Genomic DNA, 19,109 nt, shown 5'->3' with positions numbered 1-19,109 from the left:
TATTTCTACTATGGGATACAAACTTATCATGGTTGATGTATAATTTTCATTATGATAATAAGAGCATTTAAAAAACTAGCAGAAGATATACACGCTATTTATGAAAAAGACCCTGCAGCCACCAACCTGATTGAGGTGGTTTTGTGTTATCCCGGTTTGCATGCTCTTATTTTGCACAGGATAGCCCACAAACTGTATTATTGGAAAATCCCTGTTATTCCAAGACTGCTTTCTCATTTTACAAGATTTTTGACGGGAATAGAAATTCATCCCGGTGCAGCTATAGGAAGAAGATTTTTTATAGACCACGGAATGGGAGTGGTAATAGGTGAAACAACAGTTATAGGCGATGACGTCTTGATGTATCAGGAAGTTACACTTGGCGGTACAGGCAAAGAGACAGGCAAACGCCACCCGACTGTCGGCAATTGTGTTGTACTAGGCGCAGGAGCAAAAGTTTTGGGTAATATTACTATCGGCGAAAACGTCAGAGTAGGCGCTGGCTCTGTGGTTATAGATGATGTGCCGCCTGATTCTACGGTCGTCGGTATTCCCGCCCGTATTGTTGTTCAGCAGGTTGAGCATGAAGGTCAGCTTATGCACAACAGGATTCCTGACCCTGTACAATGTTCTTTGAACCGTATGAAATATGAGATACAGGATTTGAGAGAAGCATTATCAAAATTAACGGAACAAAATTAATTTAAATTAGATTTTTCACTTTAAATAAGAGTTTTTTTATGTTTAAATCTTTGTATTGAAGATACTAATAAGGAAGTAAAATATGCAAAAACAGGTAAATATAGGATTGTTAGGTCTTGGAACAGTAGGCGGCGGTGTATTCAAAGTTTTAAAAGATAATAAAGCCATTAATATTAAAAAAATAGCTGTTAAAGATAAAACGCAAGTTCAGCAAATCTCCGGGTTGAACCCTGATTTACTGACAGAAGATGCAAAAGTTATAGTGATAGACCCTGAAATAGATATTATTGTAGAAGTAATAGGCGGGGTTTCACCTGCATTTGAATTTGTAAAAATAGCCTTGGAATCCGGGAAACATGTGGTTACTGCAAATAAAGAACTTATTGCTAAAAAAGGCGAAGAACTTTTTGAAATTGCAAAATCTAACAATGCCCTTTTATTGTTTGAAGCTGCGGTCGGCGGCGGAATCCCTCTGATTATGCCGATGAAAATGAGCTTGTCTGCGAACAAATATGAAAAACTTGCAGGAATTTTAAACGGAACAACTAACTATATTTTGACAAAAATGGATCAGGAAGGCGCTGATTATGAAAGTGTTCTGAAAGAAGCACAGGAACTTGGTTATGCGGAAGCTGACCCTACAGGTGATGTTCAGGGGTTTGATACCGCTTACAAAATTGCTATTTTGGCTTCCATTGCGTTTAAAAAACGCATTAATCAGGAAGATATTTACAGAGAAGGTATTGATGAGCTTACGCCGATTGAATTTGCTTATGCTGATGAATTCGGTTACAAAATCAAGCTTATAGCGCTTGCTCAGGAAGCAGGCAGCAAACTGGACGTAAGGGTGCATCCGATGTTAGTGTCTAAAAACCACCCGCTTGCCCATATCAACGGAGTAACAAATTCGCTTGTAATTAACGCCCAGCCTGTAAATCAGGTGATGTTTACCGGACCCGGTGCGGGCGAAATGCCTACGGCAAGTTCTGTTTGTGCCGATGTTTTGGCAATAGTTTCAGAGATTCATACAACTAATAATCTTTTGCCTTTGATGAAATGCACGCACTCTCAAAAAGCCGAAATAATTGATATTGAAAATTCTTCTAATAAATATTTTATCAGAATTGATGCCAAAGATACCCCGGGGGTTATCGGTAATATCGGCACAATCTGTGCTAAACACGACATAAACCTTGTGAAAATCGTCCAAAAAGGCGTACTTGAAAACGGGCTTGCCAATATTGTGATTTTAACGGGCGAATGTGTTGAAAAAGATTTGAATACCGCACTTGAAGAACTTGCCAAAACACAATCAATAGCACAAGTGCATAAAGTGATAAGAGTTATGGAGCTGTAATGATGCCTAAGTGTGAAAAATATACCGGATTGATAAACAGATATGCGGAATTTTTGCCCGTATCTGATAAAACCCCTGTAATTACATTGAATGAAGGAAATACTCCGTTTATTCATGCCAAAAACTTGGCTAAAGCACTTGGCGTAGACGCAGATATATATTTGAAATTCGACGGTGCTAACCCTACAGGCAGCTTCAAAGACCGCGGTATGACTATGGCAGTTTCAAAAGCCGTTGAAGAAGGTGCAACCGCCATTGTTTGTGCCAGTACAGGCAACACAAGCGCTGCAGCTGCTGCTTACGGCGCAAAGGCAGGACTTAAGACCTTCGTTATTATTCCTGACGGATATATTGCACTTGGCAAACTTTCTCAAGCAATGATGTACGGGGCAGAAGTTGTTGCTATTAAAGGCAATTTTGATGAAGCCTTGGAGATAGTAAGAGAACTTTCTGAAAAATACCCTATAAAGCTTGTCAATTCGGTCAACCCTTACAGAATAGAGGGTCAAAAGACAGCCGCTTTTGAAATATGTGATGTACTTGGTAAAGCCCCTGATTATTTGTGTATTCCCGTTGGTAATGCAGGTAATATAACAGCTTATTGGAAAGGTTTTTGCGAATACTTTGATAAAGGTATAGTTGCAAATAAGCCCAGGATGTTTGGTTTTGAGGCGGAAGGTGCTGCTGCAATAGTCAAAGGCGAGAGAATTATGAAGCCTGAAACAATTGCTACCGCTATAAGAATAGGTAATCCTGCAAGCTGGGAGCAGGCAGTAGCCGCAAGTGTCAATTCTAACGGACAGATTGATTATGTAACCGATGAAGAAATTATAGAAGCCTACAGAACTATGGCACGTACTGAAGGTATATTGGCAGAGCCTGCCAGTGCCGCCTCTGTTGCAGGTTTGTTAAAGGCACATAAACAAGGCAAAATCGAAAAAGGCTCCATTATTGCTTGTGTACTTACAGGTAACGGGTTAAAAGACCCGGATTCTGCTATTAAATATTCTAATACCCCGGTTAAAAAAGCTTCTTCTGACGTTGATGAAATAGCAAAGATTTTAGAATTTTAAACCCACTGCGCTAAGATAGAACAAAGTTCTTCGTCTGTGGATGCGTTTTTAATAACGTGGATTGTGGTGTTATCTGTTATTTGCACTTTAGAAACAATGTTATTGCCGTACTTAACTTCTTTTTTATAAGTTAAATCCAGTTTTTTTAATTTTTTTGAACTGCGAAATTCTATCGGCAAAGCCTCAAAAGCCCAAAGAATATAATTGGAGTTATTGACGTGCTGATTAACGTCAATATCATCGTATCTTACATGAAAAGTTTTTTCTGCAGAAAGTTCTGTTATGGCAGGTATTTTAGTGTATTTAAGGTCATCCTCTCTTTTTTCTAAAGGAGCCATTTGAGGGAAAGCCGTTTGAGGATTTACCATTGATTTGGTATTTATGTCGATAAGCCCCCAAGTGCTGTTTACTCTGCCTATAACATCATTTTCCCCATCTTTGATTGCAAAATCCCTGTAAGCAAATAATCTGTTTGCACCCCTTGGTTCTGTTTCTATTTTTAGTCCTAAAATATTTTGAGGATAATTACTGAACTCCATTGTGTATTTTAGAAGGAACCATGCATAACCGCGCCTTGTGATGTCATCATACCCAAAGCCTATGGTGTCGGCATTCTTTGCCGCTATATCTTCCAGGTATTCAAATAACACCGAGGGTTTTAGTACCATTTGCGTGTCTATTTCATGGTATTTAATTTCATAATTTTTTGAAAACATAAGTTAATATTAACACAAAACTCTTTTTGTGAATTATAATAAATCTTGGAGATGGGAAAATTATGCGGATTTTAGTAGTAAGATACAGATTTATAGGCGATACAATTTTAACGGTTCCTTTCCTGAGAAATTTAAGAAGGGCATACCCTTATGCCAAGATTGATATGCTTGTAGGTCCGGTATCGGGTGAACTGCTCGAGGGGTGTCCTTATCTGGATAATTTAATTTACTTTGACACGACAAAAAAGCACCGGTATGAAAATTCCAAACCAAGAAAAAAATCCTTCTTCAGATATGTAAAATTGCTTCAAACAGAGCGTTATGATAAGGCTTATGTCTTGAAGCGTTCTCTGTCCAGCGCGCTTTTGGTTTCTATGGCGGGAATTAAGGAAAGAGTGGGGTTTGATACCGAAAAAAGAAGTTTTTTACTAACTAAAAAGGTGCCTTACGACAAAAATAAACATGAAGTGGAGTCGTTTCTTGACGTATTAAGAGCCGACGGTATTGAGGTTAAAGACGATTATCTTGAAGCATGGCTTAACCCTATGGACGTTGCGCAGATGAATGAATTATTCCAATCGTTTAATTTAGGCGATAAGAAAAAAGTTATGGTTCATGCGACAAGCGGTAATACAAAAAAACAGTGGGACAAGCAGTATTTTGCCCAAGTTATAGAGTATTTGTCCAACGTAAAAGAGGCACAAGTCTTTTATGCAGGCGCCCAAAGCGATAACAAAATTTATGATGAAATCCATTCCCTTATTGAAACGGATTTACAGGTGAAGCCGATAAACCTTTGCGGTAAGCTTTCCTTGACTGAAAGCGCCGTTGCTATAGCAAGTATGGACCTGCTTTTTGGTAACGACTCGGGAAATCTCCACGTAGCAGGAGCTTTAGGAATTCCTACCATTGGTATTTACGGTCCTATGGACTATAAAAAATGGAAGGTCTGGTCGGATAAGACCCTTCCGCTTTACACCAATCTTGATTGTTACCCTTGCAATTTGAGATTTGAATGCAAAAATAATTACGGCTGTCTTAGTGAAATAACCCCCGAAATGGCGATAGATGCCATAGAAAAGCAATTAAGCGTTTGATGAGGCGGGAATATGATTGATAATTTATTTCATAACATGAGTTTTTATGAAGCAGGTATGCTGATATGTTTCGGGGCAAGCTGGCCTATGGCTGTCTATAAGACTTATAAGGCGAAATCAGTAGAAGGCAAAAGTATGAGATTTTTGCTGCTTGTTCTTACGGGGTATGTTTTTGGCATTGTACACAAATTTTTGTATAATTTTGATGCTGTTCTTTTCATATATTTTTTTAATGCTACACTTGTTGTTATAGATATGATTTTGTATATTTACTATAGATTTTTTTACAAAAGAGAGGTCATAAATGTTTAATTTTAAAAAGAAAGCCCCAAAATTTAATAAACTTGATATTCTTATAGCGGTTATTGTTTTACTGTTTGTTGCCGGAGTTGTTTCCGTAAAGCTTGGAGTATTCAAAACCTCTTCAAATATAATTACGGGCGAAAAACCAGTTATGTTTACGGTTGTAACAAGAACTTATGACGTTACTTCTACAGAGCCTATTATTTCAAAGGGTGATAAGTCTTTTATTACAATAAGAAACGTACCTTATACAGAGCTTGAAGTCGTTGATGTTAAGCGTGAGAGTATTAAAGAAATGTTCTTTAACTATGACAGACCGGAAGTTCCCTATCTTTATGATAATTTAGCTTATCCTGCAAAGTACTACTATACTGTTGTGTTAAAAGATAATGCAACTATTACAAAGGACGGAGCTGTTATCGGCGGAAATAAGATTAAAATCGGTTTGCCTGTTGATATAGAAGGATCTAACTATCGTTTTTCAGGCAATGTATCAGATGTGAAAGTAATTGAAGAAGAAAAATAATTATGAGCCAATCATATATAGTAAATCTTTTTAGGAAGTTAAATCTTGACGATAAGGCCGTTAATTCTTTTTTTAACAATAGTTTTTTAGCCCGAATCTTGTCATCATTGTCAGTTTTGGTAAGAAAAATCCCTTTTATAAAAGAAAATTACAAAACATCGTTTATCGCTAAAAATATTGATAATTTTTATTTTGTGGTATTGGCGGCGCTGCTTTTTTCGTTGACGTTTGCCCCAACGTTTCTTTTTGGTGTTTTATTGGTATTGTTAATTGCAATTTCTGTATTTAAGATGCTTTTAAATTTTGAAAAATTCGACATAAGCGTGGTGCATGTGCCTGTCATATTATTTTTGGCATTGCTTGCCGTAAGCTGCGCTTTTTCTTCATTATTTATACCGAGTTTCAAAGGTCTGGCAAAAATGATTATGTATATATGCGGATATTTTTCCGTTTTTGACTACTTACGTGAAAATCCCAAAAGAATTTTCACGGTTATTATGCTGGTCGCTATTTCTGCTTCGGCAGAGGTTTTGCTCGTATGGAAACAATATATTGCAGGGGTTGAACCTTTAGCAAGCTGGCAGGATACATCCAACGTAAACCCCGAAAATTTAATGAACCGTGTTTACGGTACGCTAAAGCCCTATAACCCCAATTTGCTTGCAGGTTATCTGCTGGCATCGGTTCCTTTTATTGCAGCTTCTTCGCTTTTGTTGGTTATTAAAAAGCATTTAAAAGCTGGGCTTATGTTTTTATTGTTTACGCTGTTAGGGCTTGGGGCTATCGTATTAACAGGCTGCAGGGCAGGCTACCTGGCTATATTGGCATCTTTTGTGTTCGGATTTATTGTATTATTCAAATCCTATGCGAAAAACCCTGAAATAAAAAAGCGAATAATAATCGGCGCGGTAGTTTTAGCCCTCATCGGGCTGTTTGTTGTGCTTTCTAACTCCTCGCTTATGCATAGAATTTCTTCAATCTTTACCTTCAGGGGCGACAGCAGTAATTCTTACAGAATGAATGTTTATGCTTCCACCTTTAAAATGTTTTTGGACAACTTTTGGATAGGGGTTGGACCCGGGAATACAACGTTTCGATTGATGTACGGACTGTATATGGTAACGGGGTTTGATGCTTTGGGCGCTTACAACATTTATCTTGAAATGGCGGCAGAGTCAGGAATTTTTGCACCGTTTCTTTTCTTATGGGCTGTATTGCTTGCATTTGCTAAGGCTTTGAAGAATGCGTTTTTATCAACTTCTTTGAGTGTTAAGATTATGGTTTTTACCGCTGCTCTGGCAATATTTTCAATGCTTATACACGGGCTTTTTGATACCATTTGGTACAGGCCTCAGGTTCAAATTTTATTTTGGCTGTCGCTTGCGATTTTAAGCGTCTTTACAAAGAAGGTGTACACCGATGTCTAAGAACATTCTTGTTATAAATTTCGGCGGGCTTGGTGATGAAATCCTGTTTTTTCCTACGCTAAAGTCCATAAAAGAAACCTATCCTGATTGTAAAATAACTTTGGCGATAGAGCCAAGAAGCAAAGCCTGTAAAGATTTAACCTCTTATATTGACGAAGTCATTTGTGTTGACATCAAGTCAAAATACAAATACGTCGAGATTATAAAGTTTTTGCTGAAAGTCTGGCAATCTAAGTTTGATGTAGTATTTTCTTCCGGCTCTTCAATTTTAGTAAGTGTGCTTTTGGCGTTGAGTTTGATTAAAGAGCGATACGGTTTTCACAGTGGACTTTTGAGTAATATTTTACTTACCAAAACCGCAAAGATAAATAAGAATCAGTATGCCGCAAATATGTACCATGATTTGGTTAAAATAGTTAACCCGGCGGCGCGGTGTACCTTGCCTGAAATAAATACGCTTTCCTCTGATTTTAAGGTTAAGTCGGATAAGCCTGTTGTGCTTATACATCCCGGTGTAAGTCTGATGAGCGTTCGCAAAAACATCATGAAATTTTGGGATGAAAAACGCTGGGCTGAATTGATTGATAAGATTTTGTACGATAACAATCATACGGTAGTGTTGGCGGGCGGACCTGACGATAAAGAAACCGTTGAGAAAATAACTTCCTTTATGTCGAATGATACAGAAGATTTTAAAAACTGCTACGGCAAGACCAAAGACATCTCAGACTTGGTTTCACTGATATCAAATGCAGCTGTAATGGTGTGTGCGGACAGCGCGCCTTTGCATATGGCGGTGGCTTTAGACACCCCTGTTGTTGCAATTTTCGGTCCCACTGATGACAAAATCCTTTTGCCTGAAAAAGATAATATTATAGTGGCGGTGAATGACGAATGCGAATGCCGCCCGTGCTTGTGGGCGAAAAGGCAAGTTTCTTGCGATGAAAGAAACTGTCTGGATATAAAGGTCGACAATGTGTTTGAGCAAGTACAAAGGTTGCTGCCCCGATGAAAAAGTTGATTTTGGCGTCTGCTTCACCCCGAAGAAGAGAGTTGATGAAAGAAGCCGGTTTGGAATTTGAAATAATCAAGTCTGATTTTGAGGAAAATCTTGAAGATGATGTTTTTTATTATGAAAAGATAGAGGCGCTTGCCCTTGGCAAGGCAAAAGATGTTGCCGCCAAAACGGAAAAAGATGCTTTGGTGATAGCTGCTGATACAGTGGTTGTTTTGCACGGCAAAATTCTGACAAAACCGCAAGACAAGTCTGATGCTTATAATATGATAGCTGCTTTGAGCGGAGATATTCATCAGGTGGTAACAGCTGTTGCGGTTATAGATGTTTTAAGCGGCAAAACAGTTGTCGAATCAACCACCACTAATGTCGAATTTAAAAAAATCCCACCTGCTAAGATTGAAGAATATGTTAATACGGATGAGCCTTATGACAAGGCGGGGGCTTATGCTATTCAGGGGTTAGCTTCGGTTTTTGTCAAAAATGTCGACGGCTGCCATAAGAATGTGGTAGGACTTTCGACAGATACACTTTTGAAGGTGTTAAACGACTTTTAATATCAAACCGTCTTTGCGGTGCCGGAGGTAAACAGGTAAAGAGCGTAAGAGTTGATCGCTGTCATTTCGAGCGTAATGCAGTGGAGTGTGACAATCCAGTGCTTCAAGTGTCGTTTTGCAAGCTTTTGTCTGGATTGTTTCAGACAATATGTAAATAATATATACAAAATTAATTTTTCTTAAAATATCATCTTATTAATCTTGTAATTGAATATAATATTAGATATTATTGTAGAATAAAAATAGCCCACATGGCTAAGGTAAAAAATAATATTACATTATTTATACCAATTAATATGACAGTTACTATAAAAGGAAAAATAGAATGAGAGTTAACCAGACCGCATTTTTTAATGCTAATCAAAGTTTGCAAACAAAAACTTCCGAAAACAGATTATTAACTAAGTTAAATAATCAATACGATTCTTTTAATTCAAAAACAACGCCAAAACAGATTTCTTTTGGGATTGAACCCGTTACTACAGGGCTGGGAATACTGATATGGGAGCTGATTTGTGCTGCAGCGATTTCACTTGCTATCTGTGCAGCAGGTGTGGCTTTGGTAGGCGGCGGTGTATACGCTGTGCTTGCAATCAGTGACTGGGTTGATAATAAAAGAAAAGCCAAGGCAGAAGCGCTAAAAATACAAATGCTGAATGATAAAAAAGCCAAAGTTGATGCTAATAACGGTCAAATTTCTTCTAAAGAAGCGGAAAAAGAATACATAAACGAACTGGAAAAAGTTACAATTCCTGCCAACGGCACAGGTCAAGAAGTAGGTTTAAACCAAGTTATAGGCAACGAGCTTTTAAAATTAGGCTTGGCAAGAAATCTGTTGTTACCGCTGTTGCAGGTAATGGACGGTGATTCAAGCGCGCATGATATGCTGCCTAACGGAATATGTTTCTTTGGTCCGAGAGGAACAGGCAAAAGCTTTATTGCTACAGCCCTGGCTGGACATTATGTAGAAAAAGGCGGTTGTTTTAAAGAACTAGAGTTTGTTAAAGATACCGAAAAAGATATAGCAACAATGGAAAAAATGTTTGGCGATGCGCAAAAAAGGTTTGAAAAATCAGGTAAAACACAATACACTATAATCCTTTTAGATGAAGCAGATAAAAATGCCAGAAAAGAAGGTATGGAATTTCATGACCCCGTGAGAAACGCAAAATTATTGAAACTTGTGAATAATTGCAAAGACAGGGGAGTAATATTTATCTCTACATCAAACAAGTTGTCATATATTACCCCTGATTTATTGCGCAACGGCAGGGCTGATATGCGTATCCCCATAGGTTCGGTTGATATTTGCGATTTTGCCGATATGGTTAATTTTTATATAAAACAATCAAATAAAACAACTGATGAACTAGATTATGCAGTTATAACAGAAGCATTTAAAAATAAAAAATTAGCCTATAAACCGGAAGATATTAATCAAGCTGTTACAATGGCAACTAGAAATATCAGAAAAGGATATTTAAGTACGGAAAAATTGCTAAAATCAATTCAGGCTCAGGATATTATATTTGATGAAGCGGTGCAAAAACAGTTTGATGACGAGAAAATAATGGCAAGAAAATTTGGCGGTCTTAATACAAATGCAAGATACTCAGATGAAGACGTTGTTAACCAAGAGGGCTAGATGATATGATAATTAAATTAAATCAGATTAATACAAATACCTGCGATAAAAAAATTGATAGTATAAATCCCAGCAGGTCTAATGTTACTTTTGCAAACAAGCCCCTGCCCCCTGCTGAAACTGCCCGGCCTGCTGCAACTATGGGAATAGGCGGCAAAATAGCATTAGCAGCAGGTACTCTATTGGGAGCAGTTTTGCTTATTAAAAACCGCCAAAAAATATCAAATGCAGCCAGAAAAGTATATTACAGGTTTAAGGGAATAGAAACAATAAAGGATGAGGCAGGTAAACTTGTTCCTAAAGAAACTTTTGTACCTGAGTTTCTTAGAAAAATGAATAAAATCCCCGGAATGTCAAAGCTTTGGGATGAGATAGGAACTCTTGATGATAGAATATATGCCAAGTTTGAGAATAACAGGCATTTTGATATGGATTATTGCAGAGATGTGTACAGATTAAACATTATGATTCCTGCTGAAAAGTTAAGGTATGTACGAGCATTAAAAAATCCTCAAGAATTTGCAGATGTTATAGAGCTTTGTAAAAAGTCAGATTTTCGTCCGTCTAATGGTGTAATGATTTACGGTAAAAATCAAGAAGAAAAGAAAAAATTATTAGATTACTTCATATCAGAAGCAAAAAAACAAGATGTAGTAGTAGAACATATATCTACCAAAGGTGTTACAGAACAAGACCAACAAATAGGTGGGATTATATCTGATGCTTTTGCAAATGCAAAGCAAAGGTATCAGGAGCAGCAAAAATTGACCCTTATAGTAATGGAGGACGTGGATGATGTCTTTAAAAAAGACGGCTCGGTAATTGGCGGAGTATGGAATACGCGCACAAACCACTGCGGAGAGAGAGGCATTTTTACCCTGACAACCGCCCAGGATATCAATACTCTTGATCAATCTGCTATCAGAGGCGGAAGAATTGATTTTAAGTTCAATATAGACGAAGCTTTAATCAAGCAGGCAGAAACCGATAAGTTAAAAAATGTAAAATAATATGTTTGAAATAGCAAATTTGTATATATTTCATTTTAATATGACAGTAATATATGGTTTAGAGTCATGATATTAAAAACTAATATAAATATCTATAATCGCAATACCAGAGCTAATAATATAAATCACAGCAGGTCTAATGTTACTTTTGCAAACAAGCCCCTGCCACCTGCTGAAACTGCCCGGCCTGCTGCAACTATGGGAATAGGCGGCAAAATAGCATTAGCAGCAGGTACTCTATTGGGAGCAGTTTTGCTTATTAAAAACCGCCAAAAAATATCAAATGCAGCCAGAAAAGTATATTACAGGTTTAAAGGAATAGAAACAATAAAGGATGAAGCAGGTAAACTTGTTCCTAAAGAAACTTTTGTACCCGAGTTTCTTAGAAAAATGAATGAAATCCCGGGGATGTCAAAGCTTTGGGATGAGATAGGAGCTCTCGATGATAGAATATATGCCAAGTTTGAGAATAACAGGCATTTTGATTTAGATTATTGCAGGGATGTGTACAGATTAAACATTATGATTCCTGCTGAAAAGTTAAAATATGTAAGAGCATTAAAAAATCCCGAAAAATTTACTGATGTTATTGAGATTTGCAAAAAGTCAGATTTTTGTCCAGCTAACGGTGTAATGATTTATGGTAGAAATCAAGAAGAAAAGAAAAAATTATTAGACTATTTTATATCAGAAGCGAAAAAACAAGATATAGTGGTTGAACATATATCTACTAAAGATAAAAAAATAGGAGAAACCATCTCTGATGCTTTTGAAAATGGAGAAAAACGCTACCGGGAGCAGCAAAAATTGACCCTTATAGTAATGGAGGATGTGGATTTCATTTTAAAAGAAAATGGTCCAACTACAAGAGGAATATGGAATACCCGTACACATCACTGCGGTGATGATCGTGGTATTTTTACTTTGACAACTGCTCAAGATATCAATACTCTTGATAAATCTTGTACCAGAACAGGAAGAATTGATTTTAAGTTCAATATAGACGAAGCTTTAATCAAGCAGGCAGAAACCGACAGGTTAACAAATGTAAAACCTATAAATAGTTAGAAGAGAAGGTTATGTATATTACTCCGGTACGAATTAATTCTATTAATATTAATAAAAATAACATTAGCGGTAATGGCAATAATAATACTGCTATTGCCTCACAATCTTGCCCCAACAATGAAATTAACCGGCTGTCTTTTACTTCCCGGAGTTTTGACCCGATTTTTGCGCCTGTCAGATATATCAGGGTTTTGATTGACAGTTGCAGCGATAAAACCAAAAAACTGTTAAAAAGCCAAATTGAATACGACCGGGAAAGGATATTTGAAGACAATTGCTATCAACTTTCAAGACAAGAGATAAAGCAGCTCTATGAAAATGAATTAGATAGGGTCAGAACACCAAATATGAACGATCAAGAAGTAGGTTTGAATAAAATAGCAGGTAATAATCTTTTAAAACTGGGGCTGATCAGGAATGTATTATTGCCTTTATTACAGGCGATGGATGGAGATTTAAGCGCACATTGCAGTCTGCCTAACGGAATTTGCTTCTTTGGACCTAAAGGTACCGGCAAAACATTTTTAGCTAAAGCGCTGGGTGAACATTATGAATCTAAAGGCGGACATTTTGCAGAACTTAAATTCACAGGCAATGATGAAAAAGATATCACAAATATGCAGCAAGTTTTTGCAGAAGCGGAACAAAGGTACAGAGAATCCGGCAATAAAAAATACACAATAGTATTTTTGGATGAAATTGATAAGACGGCTGCAAGCACGGACTCGGCTAATGCCCACCTCATAAGAACGGCAAGATTACTGGGAATGGTTAATAATTGTAAGGATAAGGGTGTAATTTTCTTATCCACGGCAAATGAGTTATCCTCAGCTTCAAAAGATTTGCTGAGAAACGGAAGAACTGATTTAAGAATTCCTGTGGGCGCTGTCGAGCTTTTTGATTTGGCAGATATGATTAACCACTATATTAAAAAATCAGGTGTAAAAACAGAAGCAAAAACTAAAAAAATTGACTATAATGCAATTATAGAAGGTGTCAGGGTCAGCGGCTTGGCATATAAACCCGAGATGGTTGAAGCTGTTGTGAATAAGGCATTAGCAAAAGCAAAAGACTATGAGGGATTCAATAACCTTGTTTTTGCAAGCGCTATTTTATCCTCCGGGCTAAAATTAACTGACAAAGAACAAGAAAATCTTAAAAAAGACGAAGAACTGGCAAGGAAATTGGGCGGTCTTAATGATAATGCCAGATATATCGGTGAAAATACCCCTCTTCTTGAGTATTACAGAACAGATAGGAATTATAAAAGCAAACCTGATTCTATGTTTTTTACAGAAGACAGCTCTTCCGGAGGCGACTTTATAATGCCTTAGAGCGGGTTTTGCATTCTATTATATATAATTCTGTATGCTAATTTTTATCGGACAGCAATTTATCAGCCAAAGCTGTATCGAGTTTTCTGTATATTTTAGGCTTCATGGATTTCAGAATTTCAGAAGCATATTGCAGTTCTTTTGTCCAAACGCAGTATTTAGACATAAATTTATCTGCTGTTTTTGCATTTCCGTCCAGTTGAAGCGTTATTATTTCTGTAAGCATATTTTTTACTGCTTCAGGAAAAACTTCTTTATTTATTGATAGTTTTCCGTTTTCTTCAAAATTTATTGCCCCGTATTCTTTTAGGTAGTTAAATTGAGCTACCGCCCTAAGTCTATGGGCTTGTGCTTTTGAAGGTTCTTCCTGCGGCATCAGGTCTGCTGCCCATGTGAAATAAATTTCATCAAGCTGTTTAGGTGTATATTTGCCGATTTCTGTGAAATACTTGCTCATTAATATGCCGCCCAAGTCGGCTTTTGCTTCTTCTATCGCATCGCCCCAGCTGCCTAAAGATGATTTTTTATCCAGCCCGTCTTTTGTTTTCATAGGTCCCAAGGAGTGGGTAAGTTCATGAGCAATGGTAAATAAATGGTCTGCTTCGTTTGAGTACAGGTTTCTTTGTGATTGTTCTACCAGTTGGGTTAAAAACTGTTCCCTCACAACAGGGTCGTAGCTTTTTCTGATATCGCGGTGGAATACGTTGCGGCTTCCATGTCCGCGTTTTACGGATAATTTGTCAGAGTTGGGAAGGTTTTGCGCTACTGTCATCCCCGGGCGAGAAGTTCTGCTATCACCTGCCAGCATAACCAAATCAACATCCACGAGCGTTTGTTTAACTGCTTCTTGTGCATTTTCGCCGTCGGTAGATTGTTTGTAGGTTTCAGATAACGGCATAAATTTAGAAAAATCTTTAAGATGATTTTTGTAATCAGCAAGCTCTGCGCCGGCTTTTTGGTCAACAATACCTATCCTTATACCCAGCATGTCTTTTGAATGCCCCTCTATATTATTCTTAAGAAGCATATTTTGAAGGGCTTTGTCCTCTAATATTTTGCCTGTAAATTGGTCATCGTAAGATTCCCTTGTGATGGTTAACTCTAACGGCGAGTCAGAAAGTTTTGTCCAGGCAACATCGGCTTTGTAGCCATCTTCAGGGTCAAGCGAGGTAAGGGCTTTTGCCTGCAATTTAAGATATGCTGTGAATCCCTCGTGGGTAGATGTTTTCGCTGCTTCTAAAAGTTCTTTTGCAATTTCTTCAAATTCTTCTTTATACGTTGTTTGGTAGGGAATAGCTACGAATTTATTGCCTTCTTTTTTTACCACGGTGTTACTTGATAAAATATCAGATGCTTCATTAATATTGTCTTTCAGATATTGTGCAACTTCTTCGGGAGTTGCATTCGAAGGGTAAAAATTCTTTCCGTCAGCCAGTTTTTCACCTTTGATTAAGAAGTTTGTTTCTTTTCTTTCATCCTGAATTCCGTTAAATATTTTATATACTTCAAGAGTTTTTTGAGCGGGTTTATTACCCTCGTTAGCTTTCTTGGTAAGCTCTTCAATGAATTTTGTACCCTTTTCGTGTTCTTGTTTCATAAATACTTTATTTAAGATATGCCCCGCCTTAACAAGGTGCTTGAGGGCTTGTTGGTCGCCTTCTTTCAGGTTATTATATTGCTCCAGGGGGTTTAGAATAATTGTTCTTACTTCTTCGTTTAAAATTTTATCAAGCTTTTCTTCTGTTAAGTTAGGTACAACTTGAGTTTGGGTTTGGATTTGATGTTTCATAAAAGCACTCCAGGTGGTATTATCAAGGGTTTTATCAGATGGCAATTTATCAGGCTGTTTAGACTTTTCGGGTGCGTTTTGAGCAGAAAAATTTGGTGTTTTAGCTATTTTGTTAAAATTGTTACATCTTATTTCCATTACAAAGTTTCCTTACTGTCTTTTTTGGTATATTCTTATAATACAGCTGAAAGTAAAAATTTGCCGAATATATGAACAATAATAACAATAATTTACAAAATTTGATAAATATAATAAATACTTTGCGTTCTCCGGGCGGTTGCCGGTGGGATAGAGAGCAAACCCATACTTCGCTCAAGCAGAATTTTATTGAAGAAACTTATGAAGCTTTAGATGCAATCGATGAAAATGATATGAAAGCATTGCAGGAAGAATTGGGTGATGTTTTGTTGCAGGTTGTTTTGCATTCCCAAATTGCTAAAGAGGGCGGGTATTTTAACATTGAAGATGTTGCACAGGGAATAAGCGAAAAACTTATCAGAAGGCATCCGCATGTTTTCGGCGATACAAAGGTAACTTCTACCAAAGATATAATTGACAACTGGGAAGTTATAAAAAAGGAAGAAAAACCCGAGCGCAAGTCTGTTTTAGATGGAATCCCCTTTTCTCTGCCGGCGCTTATGTGTGCTTACAAACTAAGCAAAAAAGCTGTTAAAGCAGGTTTTGAGTGGCCAAATTTGAACAGTCTGTATCAATGTATTGAGAGTGAATTTGAAGAGTTTAAATCTGCTGTTGTAAAAGATGATAAAGAAAATCAGGAAGAAGAAATCGGCGATATTTTGTTTGCTATGGTCAATCTTGCAAGATGGCACAAGATTAATCCTGAATTGGCGCTTGCAAAAGCCAATAAAAAATTTGCAAAAAGATTCAGGCAGATGGAGAGCCTTGCCGATAAACCGCTTCAAGAGTATTCTTTTGAAGAATTTGACAGTTTATGGAACAATGCAAAAGAGAGTTTAAAAACGAAATAATATGAGTTATACTTTGCCGTTAAAGACTTTTAAATCATCAATAAGACCTGTAAATACGGGGAAAATTCGCACCCCTGAGGTTTGCTCGTTACCTTTTATCTCGTCGGAGAAAGGTAATACGAAGCCTCTTTTTGCGCTTGAAGTTTTGATGAATTTGCCCAAGAATTATTCGCCTGTATTAAGGGATTACCGGTGTGATTTGTTATCTGATATGGTAAAATGGGCGGTTAAAGCGGAAAAAGTCAACTCTGATTTTTTGGCGCTTAAATTTAATATAGAAGACGAAGCCCAAATCCCTAAAGCAAAAAAACTTTTTGAAGAAATATTAAGGCTTACAAAAAAAGAACTCATAGTTACAGGCGCTAACAAAAAAGAACTTGATGCAATATTGCTACCTGAACTTATAGCTATAGCAGACAGAGATTGTATTTTTGGCATAGCGGAGCAAGACAATTACAGAGAGATTTCAAAGCCTTTAAAAAACACTAATCACTATATAATCGGCAGAACGCCGATAGATATAAACCTTGCAAAAGAGCTGAATATCTTAATAAACGAAGAAGGTATAAGCAGGGATAGAATACTGATTGACCCTAATATGGGGGCTTTGGGATATGGTTTGGATTACGGCTACAGTATCATAGAACGGACAAAATTAGCGGGGCTTGACGGTGATGAAACTTTGAATATGCCTGTGATAGTATTTGCCGGCGAAGAGTCCTGGAAGTCTAAAGAAGCCCGCAGCGACGATTTTTCACCGAGCTATGGCGGTTTAAAAGATCGTGCCGTAGCTTGGGAAGCTGCTACGGCTTCCGCTGTTATGAATGCAGGTGCTGATATTCTCGTATTATGGCACCCTGAAGTAATAGAAGCTTTGAAAGTATTTACGGGAGAGAATTAATGGCATTATCAGGTATTCAAATTTTTAAATTTCTTCCCGGCGGTAAAAAAACACCCGAAGCAAACTGCAAAGAATGCGGCTGCTCAACTTGTATGGCATTTGCAATGAAGCTTGCAAAGAATGATATAAATATGAACCTTTGCCCGCATTTAGACGAAGAGTTAAAAGCCTTATTTGCTTCTGAAAACAGGAAACCGCAGCAAGCCGTAACATTCGGTCATTCTCCAAATGAGCTTATAATGGGCGATGAAAATGTAATGTTTCGCCACGATAAAACTTTTGTTAATCAAACTGTTTTTGCAATGAAGCTTAACAGCGCAGATATCGAATTTGATAAGAAATTAGCTGATATACAAAAATTTTCAATAGACAGAGTGGGAGAAACTTTTAATGTTGATGCCGTTGCACTGTTTGACGGCGGCAAAAATTTTAAACAAACAGCGCTTGCCGTTGCAGCTTTAGAAATCCCTCTGATTTTAATTACAGATAATTATGAAAATATGGTGGAGGTCTTGGATGATACTACCGTTAAAAATCCTCTTATATATTTGAAAGATGCAGCCACAGAACAGCTTACGAAGTTACATAAAGAATATTCCTGCCCTGTTGTTGTAAATGCTTCAACCTTCGAGAACCTTGCCGAAGCTTCTGCAAATCTGCTCGAAAAAGGCGTTAAGGAGATAGTTTTATCACTTCATCAGGAGATTGACAGCAGTATTATTGAACCTTTGACAATGATTAGGCGCAGTGCAATCGAAAAAAAATATGAACCTTTAGGCTTTCCCGTGATGATAGAATTTAATACTACGGGGAATATTGCGCTTGATACGGTTAAAGCATCGGCTTTAGTCTGTAAATATACCGGGCTTTTGATATTTGACGAGTTTGACAGAGCTTTGATGACAACGTTGATTACTTTGAGGCAAAATATTTATACCGACCCCCAAAAACCTTTGCAGGTAGAGCCAAAATTATATGAAATCAATGAACCGCAGCCTAATTCACCGGTTTTTGTGACAACAAATTTTGCTCTTACATATTTTTCCGTAGTAAATGAGCTTGAAAATATACCCGACGGCAGTTATCTTGTGATAACGGATTCTGACGGAATGAGCGTGCTTACTGCCTGGTCTGCTTCAAAATTTACGGGTGAAATTATAGCAAAAAGTGTCAGAGCAGCCGGACTGAATAAAAAAGTTTCGCATAATAATCTTATTATCCCCGGGTTTGCTTCGGATTTACTCGAGGAAATAAAAGAAGAGCTGCCTGAATTTAATATTATTTGCGGACCTAATGAGGCTACGGATTTACCCGGTTTTGTCAAGAATTTGGGGGGTTAAACTCTTTTAAGTTTGAGTTTTTGCTGAACAGGTTCTGCCTCAAAAAGTTCACCCATTGTGCATTTTAAAATATCGCAAATTCTGTCCATGTTTTCGTAGGAAGGCTGGGTTCTTCCTGAAGCCCAGCTGTATATTGTTTGCTGAGTTAAACCTATTTCTTTTGCCAAACGATACAAACTCCACTGTCTTTTTTCTTTTGCAACCTCTTTTATTTTAATTTTCATAAACAATCCTCAAATACTCAACAATCTCTATAAATA

19 protein-coding genes are annotated in these 19,109 nt (G+C 37.4%); 16 read left to right on the top strand and 3 right to left on the bottom strand.

Annotation, left to right across the window (positions count from 1 at the left end; translation table 11 throughout):
* The first annotated feature begins 51 nt into the window (after window positions 1-51).
* The 3 genes from cysE (at window position 52) to thrC (ending at window position 3,132) form a co-directional block, all read left to right on the top strand.
* Window positions 52-702, top strand: coding sequence for a serine O-acetyltransferase (gene cysE, locus PHX18_03385; protein MDD3593651.1), 651 nt, complete (start codon window positions 52-54; stop codon window positions 700-702).
* 82 nt (window positions 703-784) lie between these two features.
* Window positions 785-2,059 carry a homoserine dehydrogenase gene (locus PHX18_03380; GenBank protein ID MDD3593650.1) on the top strand — a complete coding sequence of 425 codons (1,275 nt, stop codon included), beginning with the start codon at window positions 785-787 and terminating at the stop codon, window positions 2,057-2,059.
* Complete coding sequence (gene thrC, locus PHX18_03375) at window positions 2,059-3,132, top strand: threonine synthase (protein ID MDD3593649.1); 1,074 nt, start codon at window positions 2,059-2,061, stop codon at window positions 3,130-3,132. Before PHX18_03380 ends, thrC begins: the two co-directional genes overlap by 1 nt.
* Here thrC and PHX18_03370 read toward each other — a convergent pair.
* Window positions 3,129-3,848 (bottom strand): thioesterase, encoded by a 720-nt coding sequence (locus tag PHX18_03370; protein MDD3593648.1) that lies wholly within the window; start codon window positions 3,846-3,848, stop codon window positions 3,129-3,131. The genes thrC and PHX18_03370 overlap by 4 nt on opposite strands.
* Window positions 3,849-3,910: 62 nt before the next feature.
* Here PHX18_03370 and waaF point away from each other — a divergent pair, with 62 nt between their 5' ends.
* The 10 genes from waaF (at window position 3,911) to PHX18_03320 (ending at window position 13,830) form a co-directional block, all read left to right on the top strand.
* Entirely contained in the window at window positions 3,911-4,945 is a 1,035-nt protein-coding gene (gene waaF, locus PHX18_03365) for a lipopolysaccharide heptosyltransferase II (GenBank protein ID MDD3593647.1), read from the top strand.
* A 12-nt stretch (window positions 4,946-4,957) separates the two neighbouring features.
* Window positions 4,958-5,257 (top strand): PQ-loop domain-containing transporter, encoded by a 300-nt coding sequence (locus tag PHX18_03360; protein ID MDD3593646.1) that lies wholly within the window; start codon window positions 4,958-4,960, stop codon window positions 5,255-5,257.
* Window positions 5,250-5,774, top strand: a complete 525-nt coding sequence (locus tag PHX18_03355; protein MDD3593645.1) for a DUF4330 domain-containing protein — start codon at window positions 5,250-5,252, stop codon at window positions 5,772-5,774. The genes PHX18_03360 and PHX18_03355 overlap by 8 nt, the downstream gene beginning before the upstream one ends.
* Window positions 5,775-5,776: 2 nt before the next feature.
* Window positions 5,777-7,201: an O-antigen ligase family protein gene (locus PHX18_03350; protein MDD3593644.1), complete on the top strand. Its 1,425-nt coding sequence runs from the start codon at window positions 5,777-5,779 to the stop codon at window positions 7,199-7,201.
* Window positions 7,194-8,213, top strand: a complete 1,020-nt coding sequence (locus PHX18_03345) for a glycosyltransferase family 9 protein (GenBank protein MDD3593643.1) — start codon at window positions 7,194-7,196, stop codon at window positions 8,211-8,213. Before PHX18_03350 ends, PHX18_03345 begins: the two co-directional genes overlap by 8 nt.
* A complete protein-coding gene (locus PHX18_03340) occupies window positions 8,210-8,773 on the top strand; it encodes a Maf family protein (GenBank protein MDD3593642.1) in 564 nt (187 codons plus the stop codon). The genes PHX18_03345 and PHX18_03340 overlap by 4 nt, the downstream gene beginning before the upstream one ends.
* Window positions 8,774-9,098: 325 nt before the next feature.
* Window positions 9,099-10,418 (top strand): ATP-binding protein, encoded by a 1,320-nt coding sequence (locus PHX18_03335; protein ID MDD3593641.1) that lies wholly within the window; start codon window positions 9,099-9,101, stop codon window positions 10,416-10,418.
* 5 nt (window positions 10,419-10,423) lie between these two features.
* On the top strand, window positions 10,424-11,428 hold the full coding sequence (locus PHX18_03330) for a hypothetical protein (protein ID MDD3593640.1): 1,005 nt from the start codon (window positions 10,424-10,426) through the stop codon (window positions 11,426-11,428).
* Between the two features lie 66 nt (window positions 11,429-11,494).
* Complete coding sequence (locus tag PHX18_03325; protein ID MDD3593639.1) at window positions 11,495-12,496, top strand: hypothetical protein; 1,002 nt, start codon at window positions 11,495-11,497, stop codon at window positions 12,494-12,496.
* Between the two features lie 11 nt (window positions 12,497-12,507).
* A complete protein-coding gene (locus PHX18_03320; GenBank protein ID MDD3593638.1) occupies window positions 12,508-13,830 on the top strand; it encodes an ATP-binding protein in 1,323 nt (440 codons plus the stop codon).
* Between the two features lie 37 nt (window positions 13,831-13,867).
* Here PHX18_03320 and PHX18_03315 read toward each other — a convergent pair whose 3' ends face one another.
* Complete coding sequence (locus PHX18_03315) at window positions 13,868-15,757, bottom strand: hypothetical protein (protein ID MDD3593637.1); 1,890 nt, start codon at window positions 15,755-15,757, stop codon at window positions 13,868-13,870.
* 71 nt (window positions 15,758-15,828) lie between these two features.
* Here PHX18_03315 and mazG point away from each other — a divergent pair, with 71 nt between their 5' ends.
* From mazG to acsC, 3 genes are read left to right on the top strand one after another with little or no spacing between them, the layout of a single operon-like run.
* Complete coding sequence (mazG, locus tag PHX18_03310) at window positions 15,829-16,608, top strand: nucleoside triphosphate pyrophosphohydrolase (GenBank protein MDD3593636.1); 780 nt, start codon at window positions 15,829-15,831, stop codon at window positions 16,606-16,608.
* Between the two features lies 1 nt (window position 16,609).
* Window positions 16,610-17,509 carry a hypothetical protein gene (locus PHX18_03305; protein ID MDD3593635.1) on the top strand — a complete coding sequence of 300 codons (900 nt, stop codon included), beginning with the start codon at window positions 16,610-16,612 and terminating at the stop codon, window positions 17,507-17,509.
* Window positions 17,509-18,849, top strand: a complete 1,341-nt coding sequence (gene acsC, locus PHX18_03300) for an acetyl-CoA decarbonylase/synthase complex subunit gamma (GenBank protein ID MDD3593634.1) — start codon at window positions 17,509-17,511, stop codon at window positions 18,847-18,849. The genes PHX18_03305 and acsC overlap by 1 nt, the downstream gene beginning before the upstream one ends.
* Here acsC and PHX18_03295 read toward each other — a convergent pair.
* Window positions 18,846-19,073 carry a helix-turn-helix transcriptional regulator gene (locus tag PHX18_03295; GenBank protein ID MDD3593633.1) on the bottom strand — a complete coding sequence of 76 codons (228 nt, stop codon included), beginning with the start codon at window positions 19,071-19,073 and terminating at the stop codon, window positions 18,846-18,848. The genes acsC and PHX18_03295 overlap by 4 nt on opposite strands.
* Window positions 19,074-19,109 lie beyond the last annotated feature (36 nt).

Source organism: Candidatus Gastranaerophilales bacterium, assembly GCA_028696075.1.
In the GTDB taxonomy this organism is placed as follows: Bacteria; Cyanobacteriota; Vampirovibrionia; order Gastranaerophilales; family JAILCC01; genus JAQVHS01.
Note: the sequence above shows the minus strand (reverse complement) of the source record. Positions and strands in the feature narration are given on the sequence as shown.

Excerpts from the sequence above, each read along its gene's own strand:
- cysE (MDD3593651.1), top strand. The coding sequence starts at position 52 with ATGATAATAAGAGCATTTAAAAAACTAGCAGAAGATATACACGCTATT.
- PHX18_03380 (MDD3593650.1), top strand. The coding sequence starts at position 785 with ATGCAAAAACAGGTAAATATAGGATTGTTAGGTCTTGGAACAGTAGGC.
- thrC (MDD3593649.1), top strand. The coding sequence starts at position 2,059 with ATGATGCCTAAGTGTGAAAAATATACCGGATTGATAAACAGATATGCG.
- PHX18_03370 (MDD3593648.1), bottom strand. The coding sequence starts at position 3,848 with ATGTTTTCAAAAAATTATGAAATTAAATACCATGAAATAGACACGCAA.
- waaF (MDD3593647.1), top strand. The coding sequence starts at position 3,911 with ATGCGGATTTTAGTAGTAAGATACAGATTTATAGGCGATACAATTTTA.
- PHX18_03360 (MDD3593646.1), top strand. The coding sequence starts at position 4,958 with ATGATTGATAATTTATTTCATAACATGAGTTTTTATGAAGCAGGTATG.
- PHX18_03355 (MDD3593645.1), top strand. The coding sequence starts at position 5,250 with ATGTTTAATTTTAAAAAGAAAGCCCCAAAATTTAATAAACTTGATATT.
- PHX18_03350 (MDD3593644.1), top strand. The coding sequence starts at position 5,777 with ATGAGCCAATCATATATAGTAAATCTTTTTAGGAAGTTAAATCTTGAC.
- PHX18_03345 (MDD3593643.1), top strand. The coding sequence starts at position 7,194 with ATGTCTAAGAACATTCTTGTTATAAATTTCGGCGGGCTTGGTGATGAA.
- PHX18_03340 (MDD3593642.1), top strand. The coding sequence starts at position 8,210 with ATGAAAAAGTTGATTTTGGCGTCTGCTTCACCCCGAAGAAGAGAGTTG.
- PHX18_03335 (MDD3593641.1), top strand. The coding sequence starts at position 9,099 with ATGAGAGTTAACCAGACCGCATTTTTTAATGCTAATCAAAGTTTGCAA.
- PHX18_03330 (MDD3593640.1), top strand. The coding sequence starts at position 10,424 with ATGATAATTAAATTAAATCAGATTAATACAAATACCTGCGATAAAAAA.
- PHX18_03325 (MDD3593639.1), top strand. The coding sequence starts at position 11,495 with ATGATATTAAAAACTAATATAAATATCTATAATCGCAATACCAGAGCT.
- PHX18_03320 (MDD3593638.1), top strand. The coding sequence starts at position 12,508 with ATGTATATTACTCCGGTACGAATTAATTCTATTAATATTAATAAAAAT.
- PHX18_03315 (MDD3593637.1), bottom strand. The coding sequence starts at position 15,757 with ATGGAAATAAGATGTAACAATTTTAACAAAATAGCTAAAACACCAAAT.
- mazG (MDD3593636.1), top strand. The coding sequence starts at position 15,829 with ATGAACAATAATAACAATAATTTACAAAATTTGATAAATATAATAAAT.
- PHX18_03305 (MDD3593635.1), top strand. The coding sequence starts at position 16,610 with ATGAGTTATACTTTGCCGTTAAAGACTTTTAAATCATCAATAAGACCT.
- acsC (MDD3593634.1), top strand. The coding sequence starts at position 17,509 with ATGGCATTATCAGGTATTCAAATTTTTAAATTTCTTCCCGGCGGTAAA.
- PHX18_03295 (MDD3593633.1), bottom strand. The coding sequence starts at position 19,073 with ATGAAAATTAAAATAAAAGAGGTTGCAAAAGAAAAAAGACAGTGGAGT.